The following is a 24,616-nucleotide window of genomic DNA, read 5'->3' as shown; positions in this document are numbered from 1 at the left end:
ACCTTGCGCGGACGGGACCCCCCATCTGTGAACGGAGTAAGTGGTCATCGCCGGGAGCGTAACGCCACCGGACGCGGAGTGTCATCGGGATTTTCCCGCCGCGCACCGCGCGGGGAACAGCCGTGCGGGCCGGCCGGTGACACACACCGGCCGGCCCGCACGCCGGGATCAGGCCAGGTCGAACCGGTCGAGGTTCATGACCTTGTCCCAGGCCGCGACGAAGTCGCGCACGAACTTCTCCTTCGCGTCGTCGCTCGCGTAGACCTCGGCGAGCGCGCGCAGCTCGGAGTTGGACCCGAAGACCAGGTCGGCACGGCTGCCGGCCCACTTGATCTCGCCGGTGGCCGCGTCGCGGCCCTCGAACGTGGTCTGGTCCGCGGAGGTCGACTTCCACGCCGTGCCCATGTCCAGCAGGTTGACGAAGAAGTCGTTGGTCAGCGCGCCGGGCGTGGTGGTGAGCACGCCGAGCTGCGACTGCTGGTGGTTGGCGCCCAGGACACGCAGACCACCGACGAGGACGGTCATCTCCGGGGCGCTCAGGGTCAGCAGGTTGGCCCGGTCGACGAGGAGGAACTCGGCGGGGAGCCGGTTGCCCTTGCCGTGGTAGTTGCGGAAGCCGTCGGCGGTCGGCTCGAGCGCCGCGAACGACTCCGCGTCCGTCTGCTCCTGCGTGGCGTCCACCCGGCCCGGCGTGAACGGCACCTCGATCTCGAAGCCGGCCTCCTTGGCCGCCCGCTCGACGGCCGCCGCGCCGCCCAGCACGATCAGGTCGGCCAGCGAGACCTGCTTGCCGCCGGTCTGCGCCGAGTTGAAGGACTCCTGGACGCCCTCCAGGACACGCAGGACCGTCGCCAGGCGCTCGGGGTCGTTGACCTCCCAGCCGCGCTGCGGCTCCAGACGGATGCGCGCGCCGTCGGCGCCGCCGCGCTTGTCGGTGCCGCGGAAGGTGGACGCCGAGGCCCACGCGGTGGACACCAGCTGGGCCACCGACAGCTCCGAGGCGAGGATGCGCTCCTTGAGGGCGGCCACGTCGGCGGCGTCGATCAGCTCGTGGGTCCGCTCCGGCAGCGGGTCCTGCCAGATCAGCGTCTCCTCGGGGACCTCCGGGCCGAGGTAGAGCGACTTGGGGCCCATGTCACGGTGGGTCAGCTTGAACCAGGCGCGCGCGAAGGCGTCCGCGAACTCGTCCGGGTTGTCCTTGAACCGGCGCGAGATCGGGCCGTAGACCGGGTCGAACCGCAGCGCGAGGTCGGTCGTCAGCATCGTCGGCTGGTGGCTCTTGGCCGGGTCGTGCGCGTCGGGGACGGTGCCGGCCCCGGCGTTGTCCTTCGGCCGCCACTGGTTGGCGCCCGCGGGGCTCTTGAACAGCTCCCACTCGTAGCCGAAGAGTATCTCGAAGAAGCTGTTGTCCCAGGTCGTCGGGGTGTTGGTCCAGGTCACCTCGAGACCGCTGGTGATGGTGTCGCCGCCCTTGCCGGAGCCGAAGGCGTTCTTCCAGCCCAGGCCCATCTCCTCGAAGCCGGCGGCCTCGGGGTCGGCGCCCACGTTGTCGGCGGGGCCGGCGCCGTGGGTCTTGCCGAAGGTGTGGCCGCCCGCGATCAGGGCGACGGTCTCCTCGTCGTTCATCGCCATCCGGCGGAACGTCTCGCGGATGTCGCGGGCCGAGGCGACCGGGTCCGGGTTGCCGTTGGGGCCCTCGGGGTTGACGTAGATGAGGCCCATCTGGACGGCGCCGAGCGGGCTCTCCAGGTCACGGTCACCGGTGTAGCGCTCGTCGCCGAGCCAGGTGGTCTCGGGACCCCAGTACACGTCCTCCTCGGCCTCCCACACGTCCTCGCGGCCGCCGGCGAAGCCGAACGTGGTGAAGCCCATGGACTCCAGGGCCACGTTGCCGGAGAGGATCAGCAGGTCGGCCCAGGACAGGTTCTTGCCGTACTTCTTCTTCACCGGCCACAGCAGCCGGCGGGCCTTGTCCAGGTTGGCGTTGTCCGGCCAGCTGTTGAGCGGGGCGAAGCGCTGCTGGCCGGAGCCGGCGCCGCCGCGGCCGTCGCTGATCCGGTAGGTGCCGGCGCTGTGCCAGGCCATGCGGACGACGAGCGGGCCGTAGTGGCCGAAGTCGGCGGGCCACCAGTCCTGCGAGGTGGTCAGCACCTCGGCGATGTCCCGCTTCACGGCGGGCAGGTCGAGGCTCTTGAACGCCTCGGCGTAGTCGAACTCCTCACCCATGGGGTTGCCCACGGCGGGGTTCTTGGCGAGCACCTTCAGGTTGAGGCGCTCGGGCCACCACTGGCGGTTGCCACCGCCCTGGGTGGGGTGCGGGGCGCGCGTGTGCGCGACCGGGCAGCCGCCGCTCTCGCCCTCCGTCTTCGGGTCCGTGACGATCGCGTCGTGGTTCTCAGACATGAAAATCCTTCCGAGCTGGGCGAATCACTGTGCTGAACTGCGAGCGGTGGAACAGCGGGGGCACAGGCCCCAGTAGATGACCTCGGCCTCGTCGACCGTGAAGCCGTGGTCGTCCGAGGCGGTCAGACAGGGTGCGTGGCCGACCGCGCAGTCGACGTCGGCCACGACACCGCAGGACCGGCACACGAGATGGTGGTGGTTGTCCCCGACCCGCCCCTCGTACAGCGCGGGGCTGCCGGGCGGTTCGAGCCGGCGCACGAGTCCCGCCGCGGTGAGCGCGTGCAGGGCCTCGTACACCGCCTGGAGCGAGATGTGGCCCACGCGTGCGCGCACCCCGGAGGCCAGGGCCTCGACACCGAGGTGGTCGCCCTCGCGCACGGCGTCCAGCAGCGCGACGCGGGCGGCCGTCACACGCAGGCCCGCACCGCGCAGTTCCTCCGCGGTCGTCTCTGGCCGGGATGCGGTCATGCGGGCGAACCTACAGCCGTAAACACGATGGATTCAAGAAAACGAGGAGTCAAAGTTTGATGAGTCCTGCGGGCGGTCCGGTGAACGGCGGGTGCCGCACGTCCCCGGCCGGTGTCAGCGCCCCGTCAAGCGCACGTCAGAGGGCTGTCAAGGCCGCTCCCGCCGCCGTCAGGGAGCCGTCAACGGCGGCCGCACCGGGCCGGACGGGAGGTTTGCTCGTCCTGTCCGATCCCTCCTCCGCACCGTTCAGGAGCCCGCGATGGCCGATGCGGCCTTCGTCCTCACCACCCTCGCCCTCTTCGCGCTGGTCGCTCTCGTTGCCAAGGGGGTGACGAAGCTGTGACCGCCTCCGCCCTCGAACAGGGCATCGGCCTGGCCGTGGCCGTCGCCCTGCTGGGCTACCTCGTCCTCGCCCTGCTCTTCCCGGAGAGGTTCTGAGCCGCCCCATGGGTCCCGTACTCTCCGGCGCGCTCCAGGCGCTCGCCCTCGTCGGCGCCCTGGCGCTCGTCCACGTCCCCCTCGGCGCCTACATGGCCCGGGTCTACTCCTCCGGCCGGCACCTGCGCGTGGAGCGGTGGCTCTACCGCGGCATCGGCGCCGACCCGGACGCCCCCATGCGCTGGCCCGCCTATCTGCGCGGCGTCCTCGCCTTCTCGGCGGCCGGGGTGCTCTTCCTGTACCTGCTGCAACGCGTGCAGGGGCTGCTGCCGCTCTCGTCCGGCTTCCGGGCCGTCGACCCGGACCAGGCGTTCAACACCGCCGTCTCCTTCGTGACCAACACCAACTGGCAGTCGTACTACGGCGAACAGACCATGGGCCACGTGGTGCAGACCGCCGGGCTCGCGGTGCAGAACTTCGTCTCGGCGGCCGTCGGCATCGCCGTCGCCATGGCCCTCGTCCGGGGCTTGGCCCGCGGCCGCACGGGCGAACTCGGCAACTTCTGGACCGACCTGGTCCGGGGCGTCGTCCGCATTCTGCTGCCGGGCGCGGCGATCGCCGCCGTGGTGCTGGTGGCGTGCGGCGTGCTGCAGAACTTCTCCGGCATCCACGAGGTCGGCCGGTTCACCGGCGGGGCGCAGCAGTGGAACGGCGGCGCGGTCGCCTCCCAGGAGGCCATCAAGGAGCTGGGCACCAACGGCGGTGGCTACTTCAACGCCAACAGCGCCCACCCCTTCGAGAATCCGGGCCCGTTCACCAACCTCTTCGAGGTCTTCCTCCTCCTCGTCGTCCCGTTCTCACTGCCGCGCACCTTCGGGATCATGGTCGGCTCGCTGCGGCAGGGGTACGCCGTCCTCGCCGCCATGGCCACCCTGTGGGCGGGTTTCGTCGCGCTCATGATGTGGGCGGAGTTCGGCGCCCACGAGGGGGCGCTCGGCGTCGCGGGCGGGGCGATGGAGGGCAAGGAGGTCCGCTTCGGCGTCGGCGGCTCCGCACTGTTCGCCGCCTCGACGACGCTCACTTCGACCGGCGCGGTGGACTCCTCCCACTCCTCGTTCACCGGACTGGGCGGCGGCCTCGCCCTGCTCGGCATGATGCTGGGCGAGATCGCGCCCGGCGGCACCGGCTCGGGCCTGTACGGCATGCTCGTCATGGCGGTGCTCGCGGTGTTCGTCGCGGGGCTGCTGGTCGGCCGCACCCCGGAATACCTGGGCAAACGGATCGGCATCCGCGAGATCCGGCCGGCCGCCTGCTCTCTGCTGGTCACCCCGGCGCTGGTGCTCGTCTTCACCGCCGCCGCCATGGCGCTGCCCACCCCGCGCAACTCCCCGCTCAACCCCGGAGCGCACGGCTTCACCGAGATTCTCTACGCCTACACCTCCGCCGCCAACAACAACGGCTCGGCCTTCGCCGGGCTGAACGCCGACACGCAGTGGTTCAACACCACCCTCGGCATCGTCATGCTGCTGGGCCGGTTCCTGCCGATGGTGTTCGTCCTCGCCCTCGCCGGCGCGCTCGCCGGGCAGCGCCCGGTGCCGGTGACGGCGGGCACCCTGCACACCGGGAAACCGCTGTTCACCGGCGTCCTGGTCGGCACGGTCCTGATCCTGACGGGGCTGACCTACTTCCCGGCGCTGGCGCTGGGACCGCTCGCGGAGGGACTGGCATGACCATCGACAGGACGGCACGTCCGAACCCCGCTGCCCTGCCGGGGCAGTTGGCCGCCGCGCTGCCCGGCGCCCTGCGCAAGCTGGACCCGCGCGCGCTGGTCCGCTCGCCGGTCATCTTCGTGGTGTGGACGGGCTCCGTGCTGACCACCGCGTACTCCTGCACGGACCCGGGCGACGCGTTCGGCTGGACGATCAGCGCCTGGCTGTGGCTCACCGTGCTCTTCGCCAACGGGGCGGAGGCGGTGGCCGAGGGGCGCGGCAGGGCACAGGCCGACGGCCTGCGCCGGGCCAGGACCGCCGCCGTGGCCCGCCGGCTGGCCGGCGGCACCGAGGAACGGGTGCCGGGCACCGCGCTCACCGTCGGCGACCTCGTCGTCTGCGAGGCGGGCGACGTGATCCCGGGCGACGGCGACGTCGTCGAGGGCGTCGCCGGCGTGGACGAGTCCGCCATCACCGGCGAGTCCGCGCCGGTCGTCCGGGAGTCCGGCGGCGACCGCAGCGCCGTCACCGGCGGCACCCGCGTCCTCTCCGACCGCATCGTCGTCCGGATCACCGCGCGGCCGGGGGAAACCTTCCTGGACCGGATGATCGGCCTGGTCGAGGGCGCGGCCCGGCAGCGGACGCCGAACGAGATCGCGCTCAACATCCTGCTCGCCTCGCTGACGATCGTCTTCCTCCTCGCCTGCGCCACCCTGCCGCCGATCGCCGGCCACGCGGGCGCCCGGCCGACCATGGCGGTGCTGGTCGCGCTGCTGGTCTGCCTCATCCCCACCACCATCGGCGCCCTGCTGTCGGCCATCGGCATCGCCGGCATGGACCGCCTGGTGCGGCGCAACGTACTGGCCATGTCCGGCAGGGCGGTCGAGGCCGCCGGCGACGTCTCCACGCTGCTGCTCGACAAGACCGGCACCCTCACCCACGGCAACCGGCGGGCCGCCGCGTTCGTCCCGGTGGGCGGCGCCACGCAGGCCGAGGTCGCCGGGGCCGCCCGGCTGTCGTCCCTCGCGGACGAGACCCCGGAGGGCCGCTCGGTGGTGGAACTGGCGGAGAAGGTCCTGGCGGAGGCCGCGCCCGTACGACGTGGCGGGGCACCGTACGAGGCCCGCGAGCCGCTTCCGGACGCGCTCGCGGACGCCCGGTGGATCCCCTTCACCGCCCGCACCCGCATGTCCGGCGTGGACGTGGCCGGGCGCCGGATCCGCAAGGGCGCCACCGCCTCCGTCCTCGCCTGGGTACGCGAGCGCGGCGGCACCGTGCCGCCGGACGCGGAGGAGAGCGCGGAGCGCATCTCCCGGGCGGGCGGCACCCCGCTGCTCGTCGCCGTCGAGGACGCCGGGGAGAGCGGCGGGGCCCGGGTGCTCGGCGTCGTCCACCTCAAGGACGTCGTCAAGGACGGCGTCCGGGAACGCTTCGACGAACTGCGCCGCATGGGCATCAGAACCGTCATGATCACGGGCGACAACCCGCTGACCGCGCGGGCCATCGCCGAGGAGGCCGGCGTCGACGACTTCCTCGCCGAGGCCACCCCCGAGGACAAGATGGCGCTGATCCGGCGGGAGCAGTCCGGCGGCCGGCTGGTCGCGATGACCGGTGACGGCACCAACGACGCGCCCGCGCTGGCCCAGGCCGACGTCGGGGTGGCGATGAACACGGGCACGTCGGCCGCCAAGGAGGCCGGCAACATGATCGACCTCGACTCCGACCCGGCCAAGCTGATCGAGATTGTCGAGATCGGCAAACAACTCCTCATCACCCGGGGCGCGTTGACGACGTTCTCGCTCGCCAACGACGTCGCCAAGTACTTCGCGATCATCCCCGCGCTGTTCGCGTCGGTGTACCCGGGCCTGGACCGGCTCAACATCATGGGGCTCTCCAGCCCCGACTCCGCGATCCTCTCCGCCGTCGTCTTCAACGCGCTGGTCATCGTCGCGCTGATCCCCCTCGCGCTGCGCGGAGTGCGCTACCGGGCGATGAGCGCGGACCGGATGCTCCGCCGCAACCTCGCCCGCTACGGGCTGGGCGGACTGCTCGCGCCGTTCCTCGGCATCAAGCTGATCGACCTGCTCGTCTCCCTCCTCCCCGGGTTCTGACCCCGGACCGGCACGGTGGTGTACGTCATGAACAACTCCCTTGTGAACACCGCCCGGTCGGCGGGCGCGGGACTGCGCGCGCTGCTGGTCCTCACCCTGGTGACGGGCGTCCTCTATCCGCTCCTCGTCACCGGGATCGCCCAGGGGCTGTTCCGCGACCGCGCGAACGGCTCGGAGGTCCGGGCGGACGGACGGGTGGTGGGCTCCTCCCTGATCGGGCAGTCCTACGAGGTGGCGGGAAAGCACGGCAAGAGCGCGCCCGACCTCCGGTGGTTCCAGGGCCGCCCGGCGGACGGGCTCGGCACCAACTCCGTCAACACGCGCTACCGGCTGCTGCTGTCCGGGGCGACCAACCTGGCCGCCGACAACCCCGTCCTCGTCGACCGGGTGCGGGCGGCCCGGGCGGCGGTGGTCCGGGACAACTCGGTGCCCGGGTACACCGTCCGGCCCTCGCAGGTGCCCGCCGACGCCGTCACCTCCTCGGGCTCCGGGCTCGATCCGGACATCTCCCCGCGGTACGCGGCCCTCCAGGTGCACCGGGTCGCCGCCCGCAACGGGCTGTCCGTGGCGGACGTGCGGAAACTGGTCGCGGACCACGCCGAGGGGCGCACGCTCGGCTTCCTGGGGGAGCCCCGCGTCAACGTGCTCGCGCTCAACGTGGCGCTCAAGGACCTGGTGACGCGAACCGGACAGGGCTGAGGGTGGGCAGGGCCCTCACCGCCGCCCCGGCGCCCCCGCGCGCAGTCCGTCCATCACCAGGTCGAGGAGCCGGGTGGCCCGCTCCTGCCAGCCGTCCTCGGGAGTGAGCATCCACAGGCCGGAGATGGCCAGGACGAAGTCGTCGCCGGTGACCCCGGGGCGGATCGTCCCGGCCTCCTCGCAGGCGCGGACCAGGAGTTCGGCCGCGGCCGTCAGCGGGGTGGGCTCCGGCCGCCCGGGGCTGCCGGGGCCGCTGGTGGCCTGGCGGATCGCCTCGGCCAGACCGGCCTTGGTCATCGCGAACCGCGCGAGCCGGTCCATCCACTCCCGCAGCGCCACGTCCGGTTCCCGGTGCTCCAACAGACAGGTCGCGTGCTCGGCGACCTGCTGCATCTCGTGGCGGTAGATCTCGAGGACGAGGGCCTGACGATTGGGGAAGTTGCGGTAGAACGTGCCCTGCCCGACGCCCGCCTTCCGGGCGATCAGGCTGAGCGGCGCGTCCGCGCAGCGGGTCAGCTCGACCACCGCCACGTCCAGGATGCGCTCGCGGTTGCGCTGCGCGTCCGAGCGCAGGGGGGCGCCCTTCTCGTGTCCCATTCGTCCTCCCCTCGGGCCTGTCGTGGGGTCAGCCCTTGCTAAGCGGACAGCTGTCCGGTAGCTTTCCAAGTACCGGACAGCTGTCCGGTTGGCCCCCATAGTACCGGTGGGCAGCGCTTTTACGCCATGTGCGGGGTCCTGTGCCCGGCGCTCCGTGCGCTCCCCCCTTGACGCGTCCAGACCCGATGCCGTCCTTCCTGAATCCTTTCCCCTCCGTGTGCTCCCCGTGCTCCTTACCGACGTGTTCCGGATACACGAAAGAAGCTGATCATGGCACCCTCGACGTCCAGCGCCATCACCTTGAAGATCAATGGCGAGAAGTACCCGCTGACCGTCGACCACCGCACCACCCTGCTCGACGCCCTGCGCGAGCGGCTCGATCTCACCGGCAGCAAGAAGGGCTGCGACCACGGACAGTGCGGCGCCTGCACGGTCCTCATCGACGGACGCCGTGAGGTGTCCTGTCTCAATCTGGCCGTCGCGGCCGAAGGACGCGAGATCACCACCGTCGAAGGACTCGCGCGCGGCGAGGAGTTGCACCCGGTGCAGCAGGCCTTCCTCGACCTCGACGGCTACCAGTGCGGCTACTGCACCCCCGGACAGATCTGCTCGGCGGTCGCGGTGATCGAGGAGCACGCGGCCGGCTGGCCCAGCGCCGTCACCGACGACGTACGCCCCGAGGCCGGGCCACCACCGCTGAGCCCCGAGGAGATCCGCGAGCGGATGAGCGGCAACCTGTGCCGCTGCGCCGCCTACGTGTCGATCGTCCAGGCGGTCTCCCGCGCGGCCGACACCACCGCCGAGCAGCGGCGGACCGAGCCCACGGGCTCCGAGCACACCGGCCGTACGGCGGACGCGGAGGCGGCGGCATGAAGGAGTTCGGATACCAGCGCGCCGGTGACGTCTCCGGCGCCGTCGCCCTGCTGACCGCCGACCCGGACGCCCGCTTCCTCGGCGGCGGCACCAACCTCGTCGACCTGATGAAGTCCGGCGTGGAGCGCCCCGGACTCCTCGTGGACGTGCGTCAACTCCCCCTGGACGAGATCGAGTCGACGCCCGGCGGCGGACTGCGCATCGGCGCCACCGTCACCAACAGCGACCTCGCCGTCCACCCCGAGGTCCGCCGCCGCTACCCGGTGCTCACCCAGGCCGTACTGGCCGGCGCCTCCGGACAGCTGCGCAACATGGCCACCGTCGGCGGCAATCTGCTCCAGCGCACCCGCTGCGGCTACTTCACCGACGTGACCAAGCCCTGCAACAAGCGGGAACCCGGCAGCGGTTGCCCCGCCATCGAGGGCGAGCACCACAACCACGCCATCCTGGGCGCCTCCGACCACTGCGTCGCCACGCACCCCTCGGACATGGGTGTGGCGCTGACCGCGCTCGACGCCGTCGTCACCTACGAAACCGCCGACGGCCCCGGCGAGTTGGCGCTCGCCGACTTCTACCTCCCCGTCGGCGACACCCCGCACCGGGAGACCGCCCTGCCGCCGGGCGCCCTGATCACCGGCGTCACCGTGCCGCCCGCCCCGGTCGCCGCCCGCTCCCGCTACCGCAAGGTGCGCGAGCGCGCCTCGTACGCCTTCGCCATCGGCTCCGTCGCCGCCGCGCTCGACGTCTCCGACGGCGTCGTGCGCGACGTGCGGCTCGCCTTCGGCGCGGTCGCCTCCCGCCCCTGGCGGGCCCGCGCCGCCGAACGCGCGCTGACCGGGGCGCCGGCCGACGCCGAGACCTTCGCCGCCGCCGCGGACGCCGAACTGGCCGCCGCCCGGCCGCTGCGCGACAACACGTACAAGGTGACGCTGATGCGCAACCTCGTGGTGGCCGTGCTCACCGAACTCGCCGAGGAGGCCGCCCGATGACCACCGCCACCACCGGCCGTACGACCCCGATCGGCGTCGTCGGCACCGCGCACACCCGGGTCGAGGGCCGCGAGAAGGTCACCGGCGCGGCCCGCTACGCCGGAGAGATCCCCTTCGCCGACCTCGCCCACGGCTGGCTGGTGCTCTCCACCGTCGCCCGCGGCCGGATCACCGCCGTCGACACCGAGCCCGTCCTCGCCATGCCCGGCGTGCGCGCCGTGCTGCACCACGGCAACGCCCCGCGCGTGGAGACCCAGTACATGGGCATGATGGGTCCGCCGGACCCGACCTCGACCGTCTTCCAGACCGACCGGGTGCCCCATCTCGGCTGGCCGGTGGCGCTCGTCGTCGCCGAGACCTCCGAACAGGCCCGCGAGGCCGCCGAGTCGCTCGTCGTCCACTACGAGGTGGAACCCCACGACACCGGCTTCGCCGGTGACCGGCCCGAGGCCCACACGGTGGACGGCATCATGCCGGGCGTGACGGAGAAGGGCGACCTGGCGGCCGAACTCGCCGCATCCGCCCACGTCGTGGACGCCGAGTACACCACGCCCGAAGAGCACCACAGCATGATGGAGCCGCACGCGGCGACCGCGCGCTGGGACGGCGGCCGGCTGGAGCTCATCGACTCCAACCAGGGCACCACCTGGGTGCAGAACGAACTCGCCCAGATGTTCTCCCTCGACCCCGGCGCGGTCCGGGTGCGCTCCGAGCACATCGGCGGCGGCTTCGGCAGCAAGGGCCTGCGCGCCCACCAGGTCGCCGCGGTGATGGCCGCCACGACCCTGCAGCGGCCGGTGCGTGTCGTCATGACGCGCCGCCAGATGTTCTCGCTCACCGGCTACCGCAGCCCCACCTCGCAGCGCGTGCGCCTGGGCGCCGACGCCGACGGACGGCTGCGCGCGCTGGAGCACCGCTCCGTCAGCCAGACCTCCACCGTGCACACGTTCGTCGAGCCGAGCGCCGGCGTGCCCCGCATCATGTACGACGCCGCCGCCCACCACACGGCCAACCTCGTCGTCCCGCTCGACGTGCCGACGCCGACCTTCATGCGGGCCCCCGGCGAGGCGCCCGGGTCCTTCGCCCTCGAATCGGCGCTCGACGAACTCGCCGAGAAGACCGGCCTGGACCCGATCGAGCTGCGCGTGCGCAACGAACCCGACCGGGGACCGGTCTCCGGGCTGCCGTTCAGCACCCGCAACCTGGTCGGCTGCTTCCGTGAGGGCGCCCGCCGGTTCGGCTGGGCCGACCGCGACCCGCGCCCCGGCGTGCGCCGCGACGGCCGCTGGCTGCTCGGCACCGGCGTGGCCGGCGCCTCCTTCCACTCGGGAGCGGGTCCCTCCACGGCCCTGGCGACGGCGGAGCCGGACGGCACCTTCACCGTGCGGATCGCCGCCGCCGACATCGGCACCGGCGCCCGCACCGCGCTCACCCTGATCGCCGCCGACGCGCTCGAAGTGCCGGTGGACCGGGTACGCGTACGCATCGGCGACAGCGACTTCGGGCCCGCCATGCTCGCCGGCGGCTCGATGGGCACCCGCTCCTGGGCGTGGGCCATCAACGCGGCGGGGCGTGAACTGCGCGAACGGCTCGCGCTCGGGACCGGCATCCCGCCCGAGGGCATCACCGTCCGCTCGGACACCACCGCCGCGCTCGGCACCCTCGCCCAGAAGGAACGGCACTCCTTCGGCGCGCAGTTCGCCGAGGTCGCCGTGGACCCCGCCACCGGCGAGGTCCGGGTGCGCCGGATGCTCGGCATCTTCGCGGCCGGCCGCATCGTCAACCCGCTCACCGCCCGCAATCAGCTCGTCGGCGGCATGATCTGGGGCATCTCCATGGCCCTGCACGAGGAGGCGGTACGGGACCGGGCCACCGGCGGCCTCTACGGGGCCGACCTCGCGGGCTACCACGTCGCCACCCACGCCGACGTGCCGCACGTCGAGGCCGACTGGATCGAGGACGACGACCCCGACGACCCGGTCGGCATCAAGGGCGTCGGCGAGGTCGGCATCGTGGGCGCCGCCGCGGCCATCGCCAACGCGGTCCGGCACGCCACCGGCGTACGCCACCGTCACCTGCCCATCCGCCCCGACCGGGTGCTGGGGGCCCAGGACGCGGGAGCACCGGATGCTTGACCTCGCCGGGCAACTGCACGACTGGCTGGCCGAGGGCCGGGAGTTCGCGGTGGCCACCGTGGTCGCCGTCGGCGGCAGCGCGCCCCGCGGCCCCGGTGCCGCCCTCGCCGTCGACAGCGAGGGCACGGTGATCGGCTCGGTCTCCGGCGGCTGCGTCGAGGGCGCGGTCTACGAGCTGTGCCAGGAGGCGCTGGCGGACGGCTCCACCGTCGTCCAGCGGTTCGGCTACAGCGACGAGGATGCCTTCGCCGTGGGCCTGACCTGCGGCGGGGTCCTCGACATCATGGTCACCCCGGTCGGCGCCGACGCCCCCGCGCGGGAAGTCCTGCGGACGGCGCTGGCGGCCGCCGCCTCCGGCGCGCCGGCCGCCGTCGCCCGCGTCGTACGGGGCCCGGCCGAACTCCTCGGCCACGTCCTGGCCGTGGGCTCCGACGGGGGGCACGAGGGCGGGCTCGGCGGCCACCCCGAACTGGACCGCACGGCCGCGGCCCAGGCCCGGGCGCTGCTCGACGTGGGCCGCACCGGCACCGTCGAGGTCGCCGAGGACGGCAGCCACTGTCCCGGCGGGCTCACCCTGCTCGTCGAGTCCAGCGTGCCGCCGCCCCGCATGATCGTCTTCGGGGCGATCGACTTCGCGGCGGCCCTGGTGCGGGCGGGCAAGTTCCTCGGTTACCACGTCACCGTGTGCGACGCCCGCCCGGTCTTCGCCACCCGGGCCCGTTTCCCGGAGGCCGACGAGGTCGTCGTCGACTGGCCGCACCGCTATCTGCGCGGCACCGGGACCGACGTCCGCACGGTGCTGTGCGTCCTCACCCACGACGCCAAGTTCGACGTGCCGCTGCTTGAGGAGGCGCTGCGACGGCCGGCCGCGTTCGTCGGGGCCATGGGGTCCCGGCGCACGCACGCCGACCGCGAGCGGCGGCTGCGCGAGGTCGGCGTGAGCGAGGCCGAACTGGCGCGGCTGCGGTCACCGATCGGGCTCGACCTCGGCGCCCGTACGCCGGAGGAGACGGCGCTGTCCATCGCCGCGGAGATCGTCGCGGCCCGGCGGGGCGGCACGGGCGTCCCGCTCACGGGCTCGGGCACGCCGATCCACCGGGACGCCGGGGAACGGGGGGTGGCGGCGGAGGCGGCGTGAGGGGAGGGGCGGTGGAACTGTGTCTCCCTGCGAGGCGTCCATGAAAATGATCACGAACGTGGACAGCCGTGTGGGGACAGTCATGTGGGAAGCCACGTGGACAGTCACACCGTGCGCAGGAACAGGAGAGCACCGTTTTGGGAACCCTGGGACACACGAAGCTCCGCCCCGGCCGTCGTACCGCGCTGACGCTCGGCGCGGGGGCCGCCCTCGCCGTCGCACTGCCCGCCGCGTCGGCGCACGCCGCCACGGGAACCGCCGGGCTCGCCCGGCGGTTCCGGGCGCTGGAGGAGGAGTACGCCGCACGCCTCGGCGTCTACGCGTACGACACGGCCACCGGGCGGAGTGTGCGGTACCGCGCGGACGAGACGTTCGCCCTCTGCTCGGTGTTCAAGACGCTCGCCGCCGGGGCGGTCCTGCGCGACCTGGACCGGAACGGCGAGTTCCTCGCCAAGCGGATCCGGTACACCGAGCAGCAGGTGACGGACTCCGGTTACGCGCCCGTCACCGGCCGGCCCGAGAACCTCGCCGACGGCATGACCGTCGAGGCGCTGTGCGCCGCCGCGGTCTCCGAGAGCGACAACTGCGCGGGCAACCTGCTGCTGAGCGAGCTGGGCGGCCCGACCGGGATCACCCGGTTCTGCCGCTCGCTCGGCGACCGCACGACCCGGCTCGACCGGTGGGAGCCGGACCTCAACTCGGCCGAGCCGTGGCGGACGACGGACATCACCACGCCGCACGCCATCGGCCGGACCTACGCGCGCCTCCTCCTCGGCCGCGCGCTGCCGGACGCCGACCGGGAGCGGCTGACGGGGTGGCTGATCGCCAACACCACGAACGGCGAACGCTTCGGTACCGGGCTGCCGGACGACTGGACCCTCGCCGACAAGACCGGCGGCGGCGCGAGCTACGGCGTCGCGAACGACGTCGGCGTCGCATGGCCCCCCGGCCGGCCCCCACTGCTCCTCGCGGTGCTCTCGACGAAGAAGGACCCCGCGGGTCCGACGGAAAACGCCCTGGTGGCCAGGGCAGCGGCCCAGGTGGCCGCGGCGCTGACCTGACGGGGCGGCGGGGGGTGCGTTGTCGGCCGACGGCGGGTGGGGTGCGCCGCGCAGTTCCCCGCGCCCCTGAGGGGCGCGACCCGGCGCTCAGCCACGACGCACCCTGATCGAGGGGCGCAGCCCCGAGTGTTCCAGGGGCGCGGGGAACTGCGCGACCAGCCACAGCGCACCCGCACCGGACCTGTCCTCCCCAGCCGGTACGGCGCCCCGGGGCCGGCAGGCCACCCCCCGGCCGGGAGGCCGCCGCGCGCCGTCAGGCCGGGGGCGGGCTCGTGCCCGGGCCGTCGGCCTGGGTGGCCGCCGCGCGGCCTACGGCCGCCACCAGCGGCAGCAACCGGTACCGCACCCGCTCCCGCAACGCCACCTCCGTCCGCGTACGGACGACCCCCGGCACGCTGATCACCGCCTGCACCACGTCCTCCAGATGCGCGTTGTCCCGCGCGACCACCCGCGTGAGCAGATCCCCGCCCCCCGTCGTGGAGAACGCCTCGACGATCTCGGGAACGGCGGCGAGCGCGTCGCCCACCTCGTCCAGCCGCCCCTGCGTCACCTCCACGTGCACGAACGCCAGCACCGGATGCCCCAGCGCCGCCGGCGAGAGGGACGGCGCCGTACCGGTGATCACCCCGTCCCGCTCCAGCCGGTCGAGCCGCGCCTGCAAGGTGCCGCGCGCGACCCCCAGGATGCGCGCGTACTCCCGCACGCTGGTGCGCGGCTGCTCCAGCAGCAGCCGCAGGATGCGGGTGTCGAGCTGATCCACGGCCATGGTCCGTTGGCCCTCCGGTCGGCGGCGTCGAGCGTCGCCGACTGTACCAATGGCCCAGTGCGACGAGCACCTGTTGAGCCACACCCGCACCTCCGCTTATCTTCGCCACATCAATGGCGCCGCGCAGCGCAGGACGGCAACGAAGCCGGATCCGTGCCCGCGGCGCCTTTCCATGTCCGTTGAGGGGGGCGGAGAACCGACGGTGGAGACGGTCAAGAGGATGTTCACGGCCGCGGACCCGGGCCGGACCCGGCTACGGGTCTCGCTGCGCGCGGTGCTCGGCATCGGCCTCGCCGTGACCGTCTGCGCGGCGGCGGGACTGCCGCTGCCCGCGTCGATCACGGGCGGACTGGCCGCCCTGCTCGCACTGTTCACCGTCGCCGACCCGACCGTACGCGGCCAGGCGGCCACCACCGCACTGCTCCCCGCCGTCGGCCTGCCGGTGCTCGCGCTCGCCTCGGCGCTGCACGGGCTCCCGCTGCTCCGCGACGCCGCCTGGCTCGCGCTCGTGCTCGCGGGCGTGTACGCCCGTCGCTGGGGCCCGCGCGGCCACGCGCTGGGCATCTTCGCGTTCATGATGTTCTTCACCGCCCAGTTCCTGCACGCCGTCCCCGGCGCGCTCCCGCGCCTGACCGCCGCCGTGCTGCTGTCCGTCGGCACCGCCGCCGGGATCCGGTTCGGGCTGTGGTGCGTGGAGCGCGGTACGGCCCCGCCCGCCGCACCGGCCCCGCCGGCCGGGCGCGGACTGGCCCGGCACACCACCCGGCAGGCCTTCCAGGCCACCGCCGCCTGCGCCTTCGCGACGGCCGCCGGCGAACTGCTGTCGTACGAGCGCTGGTACTGGGCCGTCGGCGCCGCCTGGTGGATCTTCGTCAACACCGCCTCGCGCGGCGAGACGCTGGTCCGCGGCTTCCGCCGGGTGTTCGGCACGGTCACCGGCCTGGTCGCCGGCCTGCTGGTGGCCGTGCCGGTGCACGGGGCACCGGCGCCGACGGCGGCCCTCGTCGCGGTGTGCGTCTTCGGGATCTTCTACTCGGCGCCCCTGTCGTACAGCTGGATGATGTTCTTCGTGACGGTCATGGCGGGCCTGCTCTACGGGCTGCTGGGCGTGCTGCACCCCGGGCTGCTCGGTCTGCGGCTGGCCGAGACGGGCGTGGGCGCGCTCGGCGCGGCGCTCGCCGTCGCGCTGGTGCTGCCGGTCACGACGCACGCCGTCACCGACCACTGGGTGCGGCGCGCACTGCACGCCGTGCACGCCTGCACCACCGCCGCCTCCCGCCGCCTCGCGGGCGACGAGGCGGCCGACCCCGCGCCGCGCGTGGCGGAACTCGAAGCGATCCTGGGACGCGTACGGATGGCGCTCGCGCCACTGGTGCACCCGCTCAACCCACTGCGGGCGCGCGGAGCGCGAGCACGGACGGTCCTCGCCCTGCTGGACGAATGCGTCCGCGAAACCCGCGGCCTGGCGACCGTCGCCGCCCACCCCGACGCCTCCCACGACACCCGCCTCACCGAGGCCTGCGCCCGCGTGGAAACGGCGGTGCACACACTCCTGGGCGCGGTCCCCGCTCCCACCCACACACCCCCACCGGCATCCCACCCCCCGCACCCGGCCGCGGAACGCGCCCTGACCCACCTCCACACCCTGGAACACACCCTGACAGCCCTCGCCGTCCCCCTGAAGGCCTGAGCCTCGACCGGGAGCCCGTCACGTCCCCCGGGGGCGCCGCCCCCACCTGGTCTAGACCCCCTGCTACCGTCGCCTGCGACGGACCAAGCGCGGCGAGAGGGGACGAACGTGGGCGTGAGCGACACCGTCGAACGGCGGGCGTACATCGGGTCGTACACGGCGGAGGGCGGCCGCGGCGTCCTGACCGCGACCGTCGACGAGGACACCGGCGCCCTCACCCCCCTCGGCGCCGCCGGCGACGTACCCGACCCGTCCTTCCTCGCCCCGTCCCCCACGGCCGGACTGCTCTACGCCGTCAGCGAGACGTCCGACGGCGCCGTCGCGGCCTTCCGCGTCACCGGCGACACCCCGGAGCGCGTCGGCCCCCTCGTTCCCGTCGACGGCGGCGGCCCCACCCACCTCAGCGTGCACGCCGGACATGTCGTGACCGCCAACTACGTCTCCGGCAGCGTCACGGCCGTCCCGCTGCGCGCCGACGGCACCCTCGCGGACGCCGCGTCCGGCGTGCTCACGCACACCGGCTCGGGCCCCGACCCCAAGCGCCAGCAGAGCCCGCACGCCCACCAGGTGCGGCCCGACCCAAGCGGCCGCTGGCTGGTGAGCGTCGACCTCGGCACCGACTCCGTCCGCGTGTGCACCCTGGAGGCCGGGGTGCCCGTCCTGCGCCACGAGTACGCGCTGCGCCCCGGTTCCGGCCCCCGCCACCTCGCGTTCCACCCCGACGGGGAACACGCGTACGTCGTCAACGAGCTGTCGCCCACGGTCACCGTCTGCCGCTGGGACGCCGACGCCGGCGCGCTCAAGCCGCTCGGCGAGACCTCCGTGCTGCCGAGCGCCCCCGACGGCGACGCGTACCCCTCCGGCATCGTGGTCTCGCCCGACGGCAGGTTCGTGTGGACCTCCACCCGCGGCCAGGACGTGGTGTCCGTCCTGGCCGTCGAACCGGGCGGCGAGAGCCTGCGGCTGATGGCGACCGTGCCCTGCGGCGGCGCCTGGCCGCGCGACCTCGCCCTGTCCGGCCGCTTCCTGTACGTGGCCAACGAGCACTCAGGGAACGTCGCCTGGTTCGCCCTCGACCCCTCCTCCGGACTGCCGCGCGCGGGTGGCTCGCTCGAGGCCCCGGCGGCCTCCTGCGTGGTGTTCGCCTGAACCGGTCCGGACGCGGGACACGCCACGGCACGCCTGGACACGCCCGGACATGCCGGGACACGCCGAAGGGCCCGCCTCCCCGGGGGGAGCGGGCCCTTTTCGCGTTCTCGTACCGGCTTCCGCCGACGTCCGGCGGCTCAGCGCACCGGCGTGCCCTGCGGCTGCGGCTGGGCGATGCCGAGCGCCGTCGTGTACTTGGCGAGCACCAGCTTGCCGATCGCCGGGTACGCCCCCAGCGGCTCGGCCGTCGCGCAGTCCGCCTCCTTCGCGGCGGCCTCCAGCAGGCCCTCCTCGATCTCGGGGCCGACCAGGTACGGCGCGAGCGCGAGCTGCTGCGAACCGGCCGCCCGCAGCTCCTCGGCCACGGCCGAGATCGCGCCCTCCTCGTCCAGGGCCGCCGCCATCACCGGCACGGCGAGCCGCGCGGCGAGCAGCATGCCGGTGATCCCGGCCGCCTGCACCGCCTCGTCGCCGCCCACCGACGCCAGGACGATGCCGTCGGCCGCGGTCGCCACGGTGAACAGCCGGGCGCGGTCGGCGCGGGCCAGACCGGCCTCGGAGAGCCGCACGTGCAGCGCCTCGGCGAGCAGCGGGTGCGGGCCGAGGACGTCCGTCAGCTCGGCCGCGATCCGGCTCTCCATGACGGCCTGCCGGATCCGGCGCAGCAGCGCGTTGTCCGGGCCGGCGAGCAGCGGCACGACGACGCCCACGGGGCCGTCGGGCTCCTTGGCGTCGCTGCCGGCGGCGCGCGCCTGCTCGTAGCGGGCGGTGCGCTCCTCGGCCGCGCGGGCCAAAACGTGCCCCAGCGCGGGGAACTCGGTTTCGTCCCCGTCCACGTACGCGATGCGGGCATCGAGACCGGGCAGCTCGGACCGCGCGATGCTCACCACCTCTTCGGCGAGGCTGCGCATCGCGGCGCTGGGCGTGCCCGGCACCGCGAGGACGAGCGCGGGCGAACCCTCGGGAACCGCGAGGGGTTCCGGACGGCGGTGCCGCCCGGGCTGACGCGGACGCGGCATTCGTACAGGCAGGCCATTCGCGGGCCCAGTGGGGGAGCTCATGGCGCCGCATGCTACTGGCTTCCTGGGCTCCCCTGTTCGGGGAGGGTGCAGGTGAGCGGTATCCGTCCGGATTTGTCTGATGAGGTACGTACGAATTCGAGACGATCGGCGTGGTTCGGCCATGTCGGCGGACGATTGTCAGGGCTGTTGGGGGAGGTGGCGGACCGTCCCGCCCCGGGGGGAACCGTCGCCGGGCGGAGTCCCACGTTCGGGTGGCTGAAAAGTCATGTCGTCGGTGCGGTGGCCGGTCGCGGGTGCGCTGCCGGCAGCGGCGGGCGGCGTCCTCCCGTCGACGCTCACGTGCAGCATCCGCGCGTCCTGGGGGAGCGCGAGCGATCCCGCCGCCAGGTCGCACGCGATCCGCACCGCGCCGTGCAGCGGATCGCCCTCGGCGGGCACCCGCCGCGCGTGCGGCAGACAGCGCGACAGCTCCTCCGCCAGGGGGACGGCCAGCGCCTCGCCCAGCTTCAGCAGGCCGCCGGTGACGGCCAGCCGGGGCTTCCCGGAGGGCGGGCAGACGGCCGCCGCGGACTCCGCGAGATGCCGGGCCGCGTCCCGCAGCACGCCCGCCGCGACCGGGTCGTCCCCGGCGTGGGCGGCCACCTCGGGCGCGAACGAGGCGAGTACGGCGGCCCGGTCCGTCCGTGGATACAGTCGCCCCGGCAGCCCGACGACCGGCCCGAACACCTCCTCGGCCCGCCGCAGCAGCGCCGCCGAGCCGCCCGGCCGCCCGTCGTGCGCCCGCAGCGCCGCCTCGAGCCCGGCCCTGCCGATCCACGCGCCGCCCCCGCAGTCGCCGAGCAGATGCCCCCAGCCGTCCGCCCGGCGCCAGCCGGACAGATCCGTGCCGACGGCGATCAGCCCGGTGCCGGCCGCGACCACCGCGCCCGGCCGGGCGCCGAGCGCGCCGGTGTAGGCGGTGACGGCGTCGGCGGCCAGCGCGAGCCGCGACACGCCCAGCTCCCGCTCCAGCGCGGCGGGCAGCTCGGCCCGCAGCCCGTCGCCGAGCGTCGCCATCCCGGCCGCCCCGACGGCCACGGCGGCCGGCGCGTCCGCCCCCACCTCCACCAGCAACCACCGCACGGCCGGCACGAGTTGCGCGAGCAGATGCCCGGCGTCGATCCCCCGCTCCCCGGTCCGCACCGGCTCGCCGGAGACGAACGGCCCGGCGGCCACCGAACCGTCGGCCCGCGCCAGCACCACGCGCAGCCCGGATCCGCCCGAGTCCACCCCGAGCACGACCCCCGACCGCTCCCGCCCCGGCGGCACCGGGGTCACGGAAGGCGCCAGTCCACCGGGGTCGCGCCCTGGCGGGCCAGCAGGTCGTTGGCGCGGCTGAACGGGCGGGAGCCGAAGAAGCCGCGGTCGGCCGACATCGGGGACGGGTGCGAGGACTCCACTGACGGCAGGTCGCCGAGGAGCGGGCGCAGATTGCGGGCATCGCGGCCCCACAGGATCGACACCAGCGGACGGCCCCGGCCGGCCAGCGCCCGTATCGCCTGTTCGGTGACCTCCTCCCAGCCCTTCCCGCGGTGCGCGCCCGGCTTGCGGGGGGCCGTCGTCAGCGCCCTGTTGAGCAGCAGCACGCCCTGCCGCGTCCACGGCGTCAGATCGCCGCTGGACGGCTGCGGCAGCCCCAGGTCGGTATGGAGTTCGCGGAAGATGTTGAGCAGACTGCCCGGCAGCGGCCGCACCTCCGGCGCGACGGAGAACGACAGCCCCACCGCGTGCCCCGGGGTCGGATACGGGTCCTGCCCGACGATCAGGACCCTGACCTCGTCGAAGGGCTGCTGGAAGGCCCGCAGGACGTTGGGTCCCGCCGGCAGGTACGTCCGCCCGGCGGCGATCTCCGCGCGCAGGAAGTCGCCCATCTCGGCGATCCGTCCGGCCACGGGGTCCAGGGCCTTCGCCCAGCCCGGTTCGACGATCTCATGCAACGGTCGTGGTGCCACGGCCGTCACCCTACTGCCGGAGGCGCCGGGACGATCAACCGATGACCGGGCGGTGGCCGGAACCGACCGCATCGTTCGCGAACCCGGCGCCGCCCGCGCCTCGTCGACCGCCACCGGCGCGGTGCCGCTCACCCGGTCACCGCCGCCCGTACGCAGAGCACGTCCGGCAGGTGCGAGGCCAGCTGCCGCCAGCTGTCCCCGTCGTCCGCCGAGGCGTACACCTCGCCGTTGCGGTTGCCGAAGTACACGCCCGCCGGGTCCGCGTCGTCCGTGCACAGCGCGTCCCGCAGCACCGTCCCGTAGTGGTCCTCCCGCGGCAGCCCCGCCGTCAGCGGCTCCCAGCTGCGGCCCGCGTCCGCCGTACGGAAGACCCGGCACCGGTGGTCCGCCGGGACCCGGTCGGCGTCGGCGTTGATCGGGAAGACGTACGCCGTGTCCCCGCGGTGCGGATGCGCGGCCACCGCGAACCCGAACGTCGACGGCAGCCCCTCGCCGATGTCCGTCCAGTGCGCCCCGGTGTCGTCGCTGCGGTACACACCCCAGTGGTTCTGCAGATAGAGCCGGTCGGGATCCGCGGCGTCCCGGGCGACCTTGTGCACGCACTGGCCGAACTCGGGGTCGGGATCCGGCAGGAAGACCGCCGAGACACCGGAGTTGGACGGCGCCCAGCTCGCGCCGCCGTCCCGGGTGCGGAACACCCCGGCGGTCGAGACGGCGACCGTCACCGCGTCCGCGTCGCGCCGGTCGGTGAGTACCGTGTGCAGCCCCTCACCGCCGCCGCCCGGCACCCATCTGTCCCGCGTCGGGTGCTCCCACAGGGGGCGGACCAGGGAGAAACTCTCCCCTCTGTCCTCCGAGCGGTACAGCGCCGCCGGTTCCGTGCCCGCGTACACCACGTCGGGCTCCGCCGCGGCCGGGTGCAGCTGCCACACCCGCTCCAGCGACGCCCCGGTGTCCTGCGGGAACTTCACGGCCGGCCGCGCCGGCTCCGTCCACGTGCGCCCGAGGTCGTCGGAATGGAAGACCGACGGGCCCCAGTGCGCGCTGTCCCCTCCCACCAGCAGCCGCGGCGTCGGCCCGCGGGTGTCGATCGCGACCGAGTAGACCGCCTGCGCGTTGAAGTACGGCCGCTCGTCGAACTCCCAGACGCCACCCCGCCGGCGCCCGATGAACAGCCCCTTGCGGGTGCCCACGGTGAGCAGAACGTCGGACATGCCGACCACCTCCGAAACCTCGTTGTTCCAGACATGGGCCAGTCTGCACCCCACCACTGACAGTGGCCCCGGAACGACTCCGCGACGGCTCCCGGACGGCCGCGGAACGACTCCCGAGCGGACCGCACGGCGCCGGTGCGGGTGCCCCGGATCCGGGTACCTGGACGGTCGGCGCGCCGCACGGGCGACGCACCTCACATGAGCAGGACGGCGGCGGCCCGCGTAGCAGAGGGCGGGCGGCGGACGTCCGGCGTGTCGATGGTTCCGGGGCGGTGAGGAGGATGCCGGTGAAGGTGGCATTCCGACGACGCAGGGTCTGGCTCTGGCGGTGGCGGCGCAATCCGCTGCGCCGCCGCAGCGACAGGGTCGAGGCCTGGGTGGTGCTGGTCACCTGGATCGTCACCGTGACCGGCGGCGTGCTCGCCGGTGTGGCGGCGACGCACACGGTCGAGCGGACCCTCGCCCGGGAGCGGGCCGACTGGCGGCCCGTGGTCGCCCGGCTCCTGGAGAACGCGCCCGTCTCCGCCTCCGGCGGCGCCCGGGTGTGGGCCGAGGCCCGCTGGACCGCCCCCGACGGCGCCGCCCGCTCCGGCCAGGCCAGGGTCCCGGCCGGCAGCACGCGCGGCACCACGGTCACGGTCTGGACGGACCCGGCGGGCCTGCTGGTCAACAGGCCCCCGTCCGCCGCCACGGCCGCCACGCGGGCCGCCCTGATCGGCGCTCTGACGGGAGTCGGCGCCGGAACGGTTCCGCTGGTGTGCGGCCGGCTTCTGCGCGGCCGGCTGGAACGCCGCCGGATGGACCAGTGGGACGAGGACTGGGCACGCCTCGGACCGACCTGGGGCCGCACGACGGGCTGAGCCCCCCACCCTCGCGGGCGGCACGGTCACCTGTGCGCGCACCGCCGGCTTCCGGCCCGGCTACTCGCCCGCCGGCCGCCCGGTGCGCTCCCCGGCGCGTCCCCCGTCCCGGCGCTCGCGGTCCCCACGTGCCCCGTCCCGGCTCTCGGTGGCGAAGAAGCGCGAAAGGTCCGTCGCGTGCGCCCCCTGCGCCCCCGTCGACCCGCCGCTCTCCGGCGGAGCCCCCTGCTCCCACGCGAGGCCGTACCGGCGGAACAGCTCCGCCCGCAGCACCGGCAGCGACATCGGCGCCCCCGGCACCAGGGCCGCGTACACCGCCCCCATCAGCAGGGCGCGCAGCATGGGGTAGTCCCGCTCGGGGTGGTCCGAACCGTTGCGGACGACCGTGTCGCGCAGCAGTTCGGCCAGTCGCTGCTGCTCGGGGCACTGCACGAAGCCCTCGGCCTGGAGGATTCCGGCCATGTGGTGCCGCATCAGCACGGGGTGGTCCCGGGTCAGGCCCAGGATCGCGTCGATCGCCCGGGCCATGCGCTCGCGTCCGTCCTCGGTGCGCGGCGCGCGCTCGAGCCCTTCCTCCAGTGTGCGGTGCATCAGCCGGTGCACGGCCGACTGCAACAGTTGCCGCTTGCCGGGGAAGTAGTACGACACCAGCCCCCGGGCCGAGCCGGCGCGGTCCGCGATGTCGGCCAGCGTCGTGGCGTCGTAGCCCCGCTCGCCGACGAGCTCCACGGCGGCCTGGAGAAGCCGCTCCCGGGAACGCCGCCGCAATTCTTCATTGACCGAGGCGCTGCGCGGCGACATCCTGTAACTCCTGCGTTGACTGGCTGCCAGCCAACTATAGTCAACGCATCCCCGGACCCGGTCGGCGCGGGTCCTCGGGGCTGCCGTCCGCCTCGGGCGACGCGGGGGATCGTCCGAGGCGGACGTGCGGGGGAGCGGGGGGAACGGGGCCGCGCCCGGTCCGGGAGCGGCCCCGGGCGCGGTTCCCGTACAGGTGTGGCAGCGCGGTTTCTCGTACAGGTGTCGCAGTGCGGGAAAAGCCTCCCTAGAGTGGGGCGGGAGCCCTCCAGGAGGCGTACGACATGGACGAGCAGCAGATTCTCGGCAGGATCACGGCCATGGTCGACGAGGAGCGTGCGCTGCGCGACGCCCTCGCGTCCGGGCGGATCGACAGCGACACCGAACACCGGCGGCTCGGCGACATTGAGCAGGAACTCGACCAGTGCTGGGACCTGCTGCGCCGGCGCCGCGCCAAGACGGAATTCGGCGAGAACCCGGACGAGGCCACGGTGCGCCCGGTCTCGCAGGTCGAGAACTACCAGGGCTGACCGGGCCCCCGGCGCACCCCGGCGAGGACCTCGGC

The 24,616-nt window shown here is 74.0% G+C and carries 22 protein-coding genes; 13 read left to right on the top strand and 9 right to left on the bottom strand.

Annotation, left to right across the window (positions count from 1 at the left end):
• Window positions 1-168: 168 nt before the first annotated feature.
• On the bottom strand, window positions 169-2,403 hold the full coding sequence (gene katG / locus OIE12_RS04285; RefSeq protein ID WP_329131884.1) for a catalase/peroxidase HPI: 2,235 nt from the start codon (window positions 2,401-2,403) through the stop codon (window positions 169-171).
• A 24-nt stretch (window positions 2,404-2,427) separates the two neighbouring features.
• On the bottom strand, window positions 2,428-2,871 hold the full coding sequence (locus OIE12_RS04280; protein ID WP_329131882.1) for a Fur family transcriptional regulator: 444 nt from the start codon (window positions 2,869-2,871) through the stop codon (window positions 2,428-2,430).
• Window positions 2,872-3,210: 339 nt separating this feature from the next.
• On the opposite strand from OIE12_RS04280, the gene kdpF reads away from it, so the two are divergent.
• From kdpF to OIE12_RS04260, 4 genes are read left to right on the top strand one after another with little or no spacing between them, the layout of a single operon-like run.
• Window positions 3,211-3,309: a K(+)-transporting ATPase subunit F gene (kdpF, locus tag OIE12_RS04275; RefSeq protein ID WP_030377838.1), complete on the top strand. Its 99-nt coding sequence runs from the start codon at window positions 3,211-3,213 to the stop codon at window positions 3,307-3,309.
• A gap of 8 nt (window positions 3,310-3,317) precedes the next feature.
• A complete protein-coding gene (gene kdpA / locus OIE12_RS04270) occupies window positions 3,318-4,979 on the top strand; it encodes a potassium-transporting ATPase subunit KdpA (protein ID WP_329131879.1) in 1,662 nt (553 codons plus the stop codon).
• Window positions 4,976-7,069, top strand: coding sequence for a potassium-transporting ATPase subunit KdpB (gene kdpB, locus OIE12_RS04265; RefSeq protein WP_329131877.1), 2,094 nt, complete (start codon window positions 4,976-4,978; stop codon window positions 7,067-7,069). Before kdpA ends, kdpB begins: the two co-directional genes overlap by 4 nt.
• Window positions 7,070-7,096: 27 nt before the next feature.
• Window positions 7,097-7,768, top strand: coding sequence for a potassium-transporting ATPase subunit C (locus tag OIE12_RS04260; protein ID WP_329131875.1), 672 nt, complete (start codon window positions 7,097-7,099; stop codon window positions 7,766-7,768).
• A 15-nt stretch (window positions 7,769-7,783) separates the two neighbouring features.
• Here the strand turns inward: OIE12_RS04260 and OIE12_RS04255 are convergent, their stop codons facing one another.
• A complete protein-coding gene (locus OIE12_RS04255; RefSeq protein WP_329131873.1) occupies window positions 7,784-8,365 on the bottom strand; it encodes a TetR/AcrR family transcriptional regulator in 582 nt (193 codons plus the stop codon).
• A gap of 270 nt (window positions 8,366-8,635) precedes the next feature.
• On the opposite strand from OIE12_RS04255, the gene OIE12_RS04250 reads away from it, so the two are divergent.
• From OIE12_RS04250 to bla, 5 genes are all read left to right on the top strand, one after another.
• Window positions 8,636-9,238: a (2Fe-2S)-binding protein gene (locus tag OIE12_RS04250; RefSeq protein ID WP_329131870.1), complete on the top strand. Its 603-nt coding sequence runs from the start codon at window positions 8,636-8,638 to the stop codon at window positions 9,236-9,238.
• A complete protein-coding gene (locus OIE12_RS04245; protein ID WP_329131868.1) occupies window positions 9,235-10,227 on the top strand; it encodes an FAD binding domain-containing protein in 993 nt (330 codons plus the stop codon). Before OIE12_RS04250 ends, OIE12_RS04245 begins: the two co-directional genes overlap by 4 nt.
• Window positions 10,224-12,362 (top strand): xanthine dehydrogenase family protein molybdopterin-binding subunit, encoded by a 2,139-nt coding sequence (locus tag OIE12_RS04240; RefSeq protein ID WP_329131866.1) that lies wholly within the window; start codon window positions 10,224-10,226, stop codon window positions 12,360-12,362. Before OIE12_RS04245 ends, OIE12_RS04240 begins: the two co-directional genes overlap by 4 nt.
• Window positions 12,355-13,500 (top strand): XdhC family protein, encoded by a 1,146-nt coding sequence (locus OIE12_RS04235; RefSeq protein ID WP_329131864.1) that lies wholly within the window; start codon window positions 12,355-12,357, stop codon window positions 13,498-13,500. Before OIE12_RS04240 ends, OIE12_RS04235 begins: the two co-directional genes overlap by 8 nt.
• A gap of 137 nt (window positions 13,501-13,637) precedes the next feature.
• Window positions 13,638-14,561, top strand: a complete 924-nt coding sequence (gene bla, locus OIE12_RS04230; protein ID WP_329131862.1) for a class A beta-lactamase — start codon at window positions 13,638-13,640, stop codon at window positions 14,559-14,561.
• A 253-nt stretch (window positions 14,562-14,814) separates the two neighbouring features.
• Here the strand turns inward: bla and OIE12_RS04225 are convergent, their stop codons facing one another.
• Entirely contained in the window at window positions 14,815-15,327 is a 513-nt protein-coding gene (locus OIE12_RS04225; protein ID WP_329131860.1) for an Lrp/AsnC family transcriptional regulator, read from the bottom strand.
• 220 nt (window positions 15,328-15,547) lie between these two features.
• Between OIE12_RS04225 and OIE12_RS04220 the strand changes: the two genes are divergently transcribed.
• Both OIE12_RS04220 and OIE12_RS04215 read left to right on the top strand, forming a co-directional pair.
• Complete coding sequence (locus OIE12_RS04220) at window positions 15,548-17,017, top strand: FUSC family protein (RefSeq protein ID WP_329131858.1); 1,470 nt, start codon at window positions 15,548-15,550, stop codon at window positions 17,015-17,017.
• 114 nt (window positions 17,018-17,131) lie between these two features.
• On the top strand, window positions 17,132-18,166 hold the full coding sequence (locus tag OIE12_RS04215) for a lactonase family protein (RefSeq protein WP_329131856.1): 1,035 nt from the start codon (window positions 17,132-17,134) through the stop codon (window positions 18,164-18,166).
• A gap of 137 nt (window positions 18,167-18,303) precedes the next feature.
• On the opposite strand, the gene OIE12_RS04210 is transcribed toward OIE12_RS04215, so the two are convergent.
• The 4 genes from OIE12_RS04210 to OIE12_RS04195 all read right to left on the bottom strand — a co-directional run bounded on the left by OIE12_RS04210 (window position 18,304) and on the right by OIE12_RS04195 (window position 22,393).
• Complete coding sequence (locus OIE12_RS04210) at window positions 18,304-19,227, bottom strand: sirohydrochlorin chelatase (protein ID WP_329131854.1); 924 nt, start codon at window positions 19,225-19,227, stop codon at window positions 18,304-18,306.
• A 138-nt stretch (window positions 19,228-19,365) separates the two neighbouring features.
• Window positions 19,366-20,505: an N-acetylglucosamine kinase gene (locus OIE12_RS04205; protein WP_329131852.1), complete on the bottom strand. Its 1,140-nt coding sequence runs from the start codon at window positions 20,503-20,505 to the stop codon at window positions 19,366-19,368.
• Window positions 20,502-21,179, bottom strand: coding sequence for a uracil-DNA glycosylase (locus tag OIE12_RS04200; protein ID WP_329131850.1), 678 nt, complete (start codon window positions 21,177-21,179; stop codon window positions 20,502-20,504). The genes OIE12_RS04205 and OIE12_RS04200 overlap by 4 nt, the downstream gene beginning before the upstream one ends.
• A gap of 128 nt (window positions 21,180-21,307) precedes the next feature.
• Window positions 21,308-22,393, bottom strand: a complete 1,086-nt coding sequence (locus OIE12_RS04195; RefSeq protein ID WP_329131848.1) for a WD40/YVTN/BNR-like repeat-containing protein — start codon at window positions 22,391-22,393, stop codon at window positions 21,308-21,310.
• A gap of 293 nt (window positions 22,394-22,686) precedes the next feature.
• Between OIE12_RS04195 and OIE12_RS04190 the strand changes: the two genes are divergently transcribed.
• Window positions 22,687-23,253, top strand: coding sequence for an Rv1733c family protein (locus OIE12_RS04190; protein WP_329141725.1), 567 nt, complete (start codon window positions 22,687-22,689; stop codon window positions 23,251-23,253).
• Between the two features lie 60 nt (window positions 23,254-23,313).
• Here the strand turns inward: OIE12_RS04190 and OIE12_RS04185 are convergent, their stop codons facing one another.
• Window positions 23,314-24,054 (bottom strand): TetR/AcrR family transcriptional regulator, encoded by a 741-nt coding sequence (locus OIE12_RS04185; protein ID WP_329131846.1) that lies wholly within the window; start codon window positions 24,052-24,054, stop codon window positions 23,314-23,316.
• 281 nt (window positions 24,055-24,335) lie between these two features.
• Between OIE12_RS04185 and OIE12_RS04180 the strand changes: the two genes are divergently transcribed.
• Window positions 24,336-24,581: a DUF2630 family protein gene (locus tag OIE12_RS04180; RefSeq protein ID WP_329131844.1), complete on the top strand. Its 246-nt coding sequence runs from the start codon at window positions 24,336-24,338 to the stop codon at window positions 24,579-24,581.
• Window positions 24,582-24,616: the final 35 nt, after the last annotated feature.

It is taken from the genome of Streptomyces sp. NBC_00670 (assembly GCF_036226765.1).
GTDB lineage: Bacteria > Actinomycetota > Actinomycetes > Streptomycetales > Streptomycetaceae > Streptomyces.
This window is presented reverse-complemented; position numbering and strand designations above follow the sequence as displayed.

What these genes read in the sequence shown, in the direction of transcription:
- OIE12_RS04250 (WP_329131870.1), top strand. Translation starts at nt 8,636, where the DNA reads ATGGCACCCTCGACGTCCAGCGCCATCACCTTGAAGATCAATGGCGAG.
- katG (WP_329131884.1), bottom strand. Translation starts at nt 2,403, where the DNA reads ATGTCTGAGAACCACGACGCGATCGTCACGGACCCGAAGACGGAGGGC.
- OIE12_RS04240 (WP_329131866.1), top strand. Translation starts at nt 10,224, where the DNA reads ATGACCACCGCCACCACCGGCCGTACGACCCCGATCGGCGTCGTCGGC.
- OIE12_RS04235 (WP_329131864.1), top strand. Translation starts at nt 12,355, where the DNA reads ATGCTTGACCTCGCCGGGCAACTGCACGACTGGCTGGCCGAGGGCCGG.
- OIE12_RS04280 (WP_329131882.1), bottom strand. Translation starts at nt 2,871, where the DNA reads ATGACCGCATCCCGGCCAGAGACGACCGCGGAGGAACTGCGCGGTGCG.
- OIE12_RS04185 (WP_329131846.1), bottom strand. Translation starts at nt 24,054, where the DNA reads ATGTCGCCGCGCAGCGCCTCGGTCAATGAAGAATTGCGGCGGCGTTCC.
- kdpA (WP_329131879.1), top strand. Translation starts at nt 3,318, where the DNA reads ATGGGTCCCGTACTCTCCGGCGCGCTCCAGGCGCTCGCCCTCGTCGGC.
- OIE12_RS04260 (WP_329131875.1), top strand. Translation starts at nt 7,097, where the DNA reads ATGAACAACTCCCTTGTGAACACCGCCCGGTCGGCGGGCGCGGGACTG.
- OIE12_RS04225 (WP_329131860.1), bottom strand. Translation starts at nt 15,327, where the DNA reads ATGGCCGTGGATCAGCTCGACACCCGCATCCTGCGGCTGCTGCTGGAG.
- OIE12_RS04180 (WP_329131844.1), top strand. Translation starts at nt 24,336, where the DNA reads ATGGACGAGCAGCAGATTCTCGGCAGGATCACGGCCATGGTCGACGAG.
- OIE12_RS04220 (WP_329131858.1), top strand. Translation starts at nt 15,548, where the DNA reads ATGTTCACGGCCGCGGACCCGGGCCGGACCCGGCTACGGGTCTCGCTG.
- OIE12_RS04255 (WP_329131873.1), bottom strand. Translation starts at nt 8,365, where the DNA reads ATGGGACACGAGAAGGGCGCCCCCCTGCGCTCGGACGCGCAGCGCAAC.
- OIE12_RS04210 (WP_329131854.1), bottom strand. Translation starts at nt 19,227, where the DNA reads ATGAGCTCCCCCACTGGGCCCGCGAATGGCCTGCCTGTACGAATGCCG.
- OIE12_RS04245 (WP_329131868.1), top strand. Translation starts at nt 9,235, where the DNA reads ATGAAGGAGTTCGGATACCAGCGCGCCGGTGACGTCTCCGGCGCCGTC.
- kdpB (WP_329131877.1), top strand. Translation starts at nt 4,976, where the DNA reads ATGACCATCGACAGGACGGCACGTCCGAACCCCGCTGCCCTGCCGGGG.
- OIE12_RS04195 (WP_329131848.1), bottom strand. Translation starts at nt 22,393, where the DNA reads ATGTCCGACGTTCTGCTCACCGTGGGCACCCGCAAGGGGCTGTTCATC.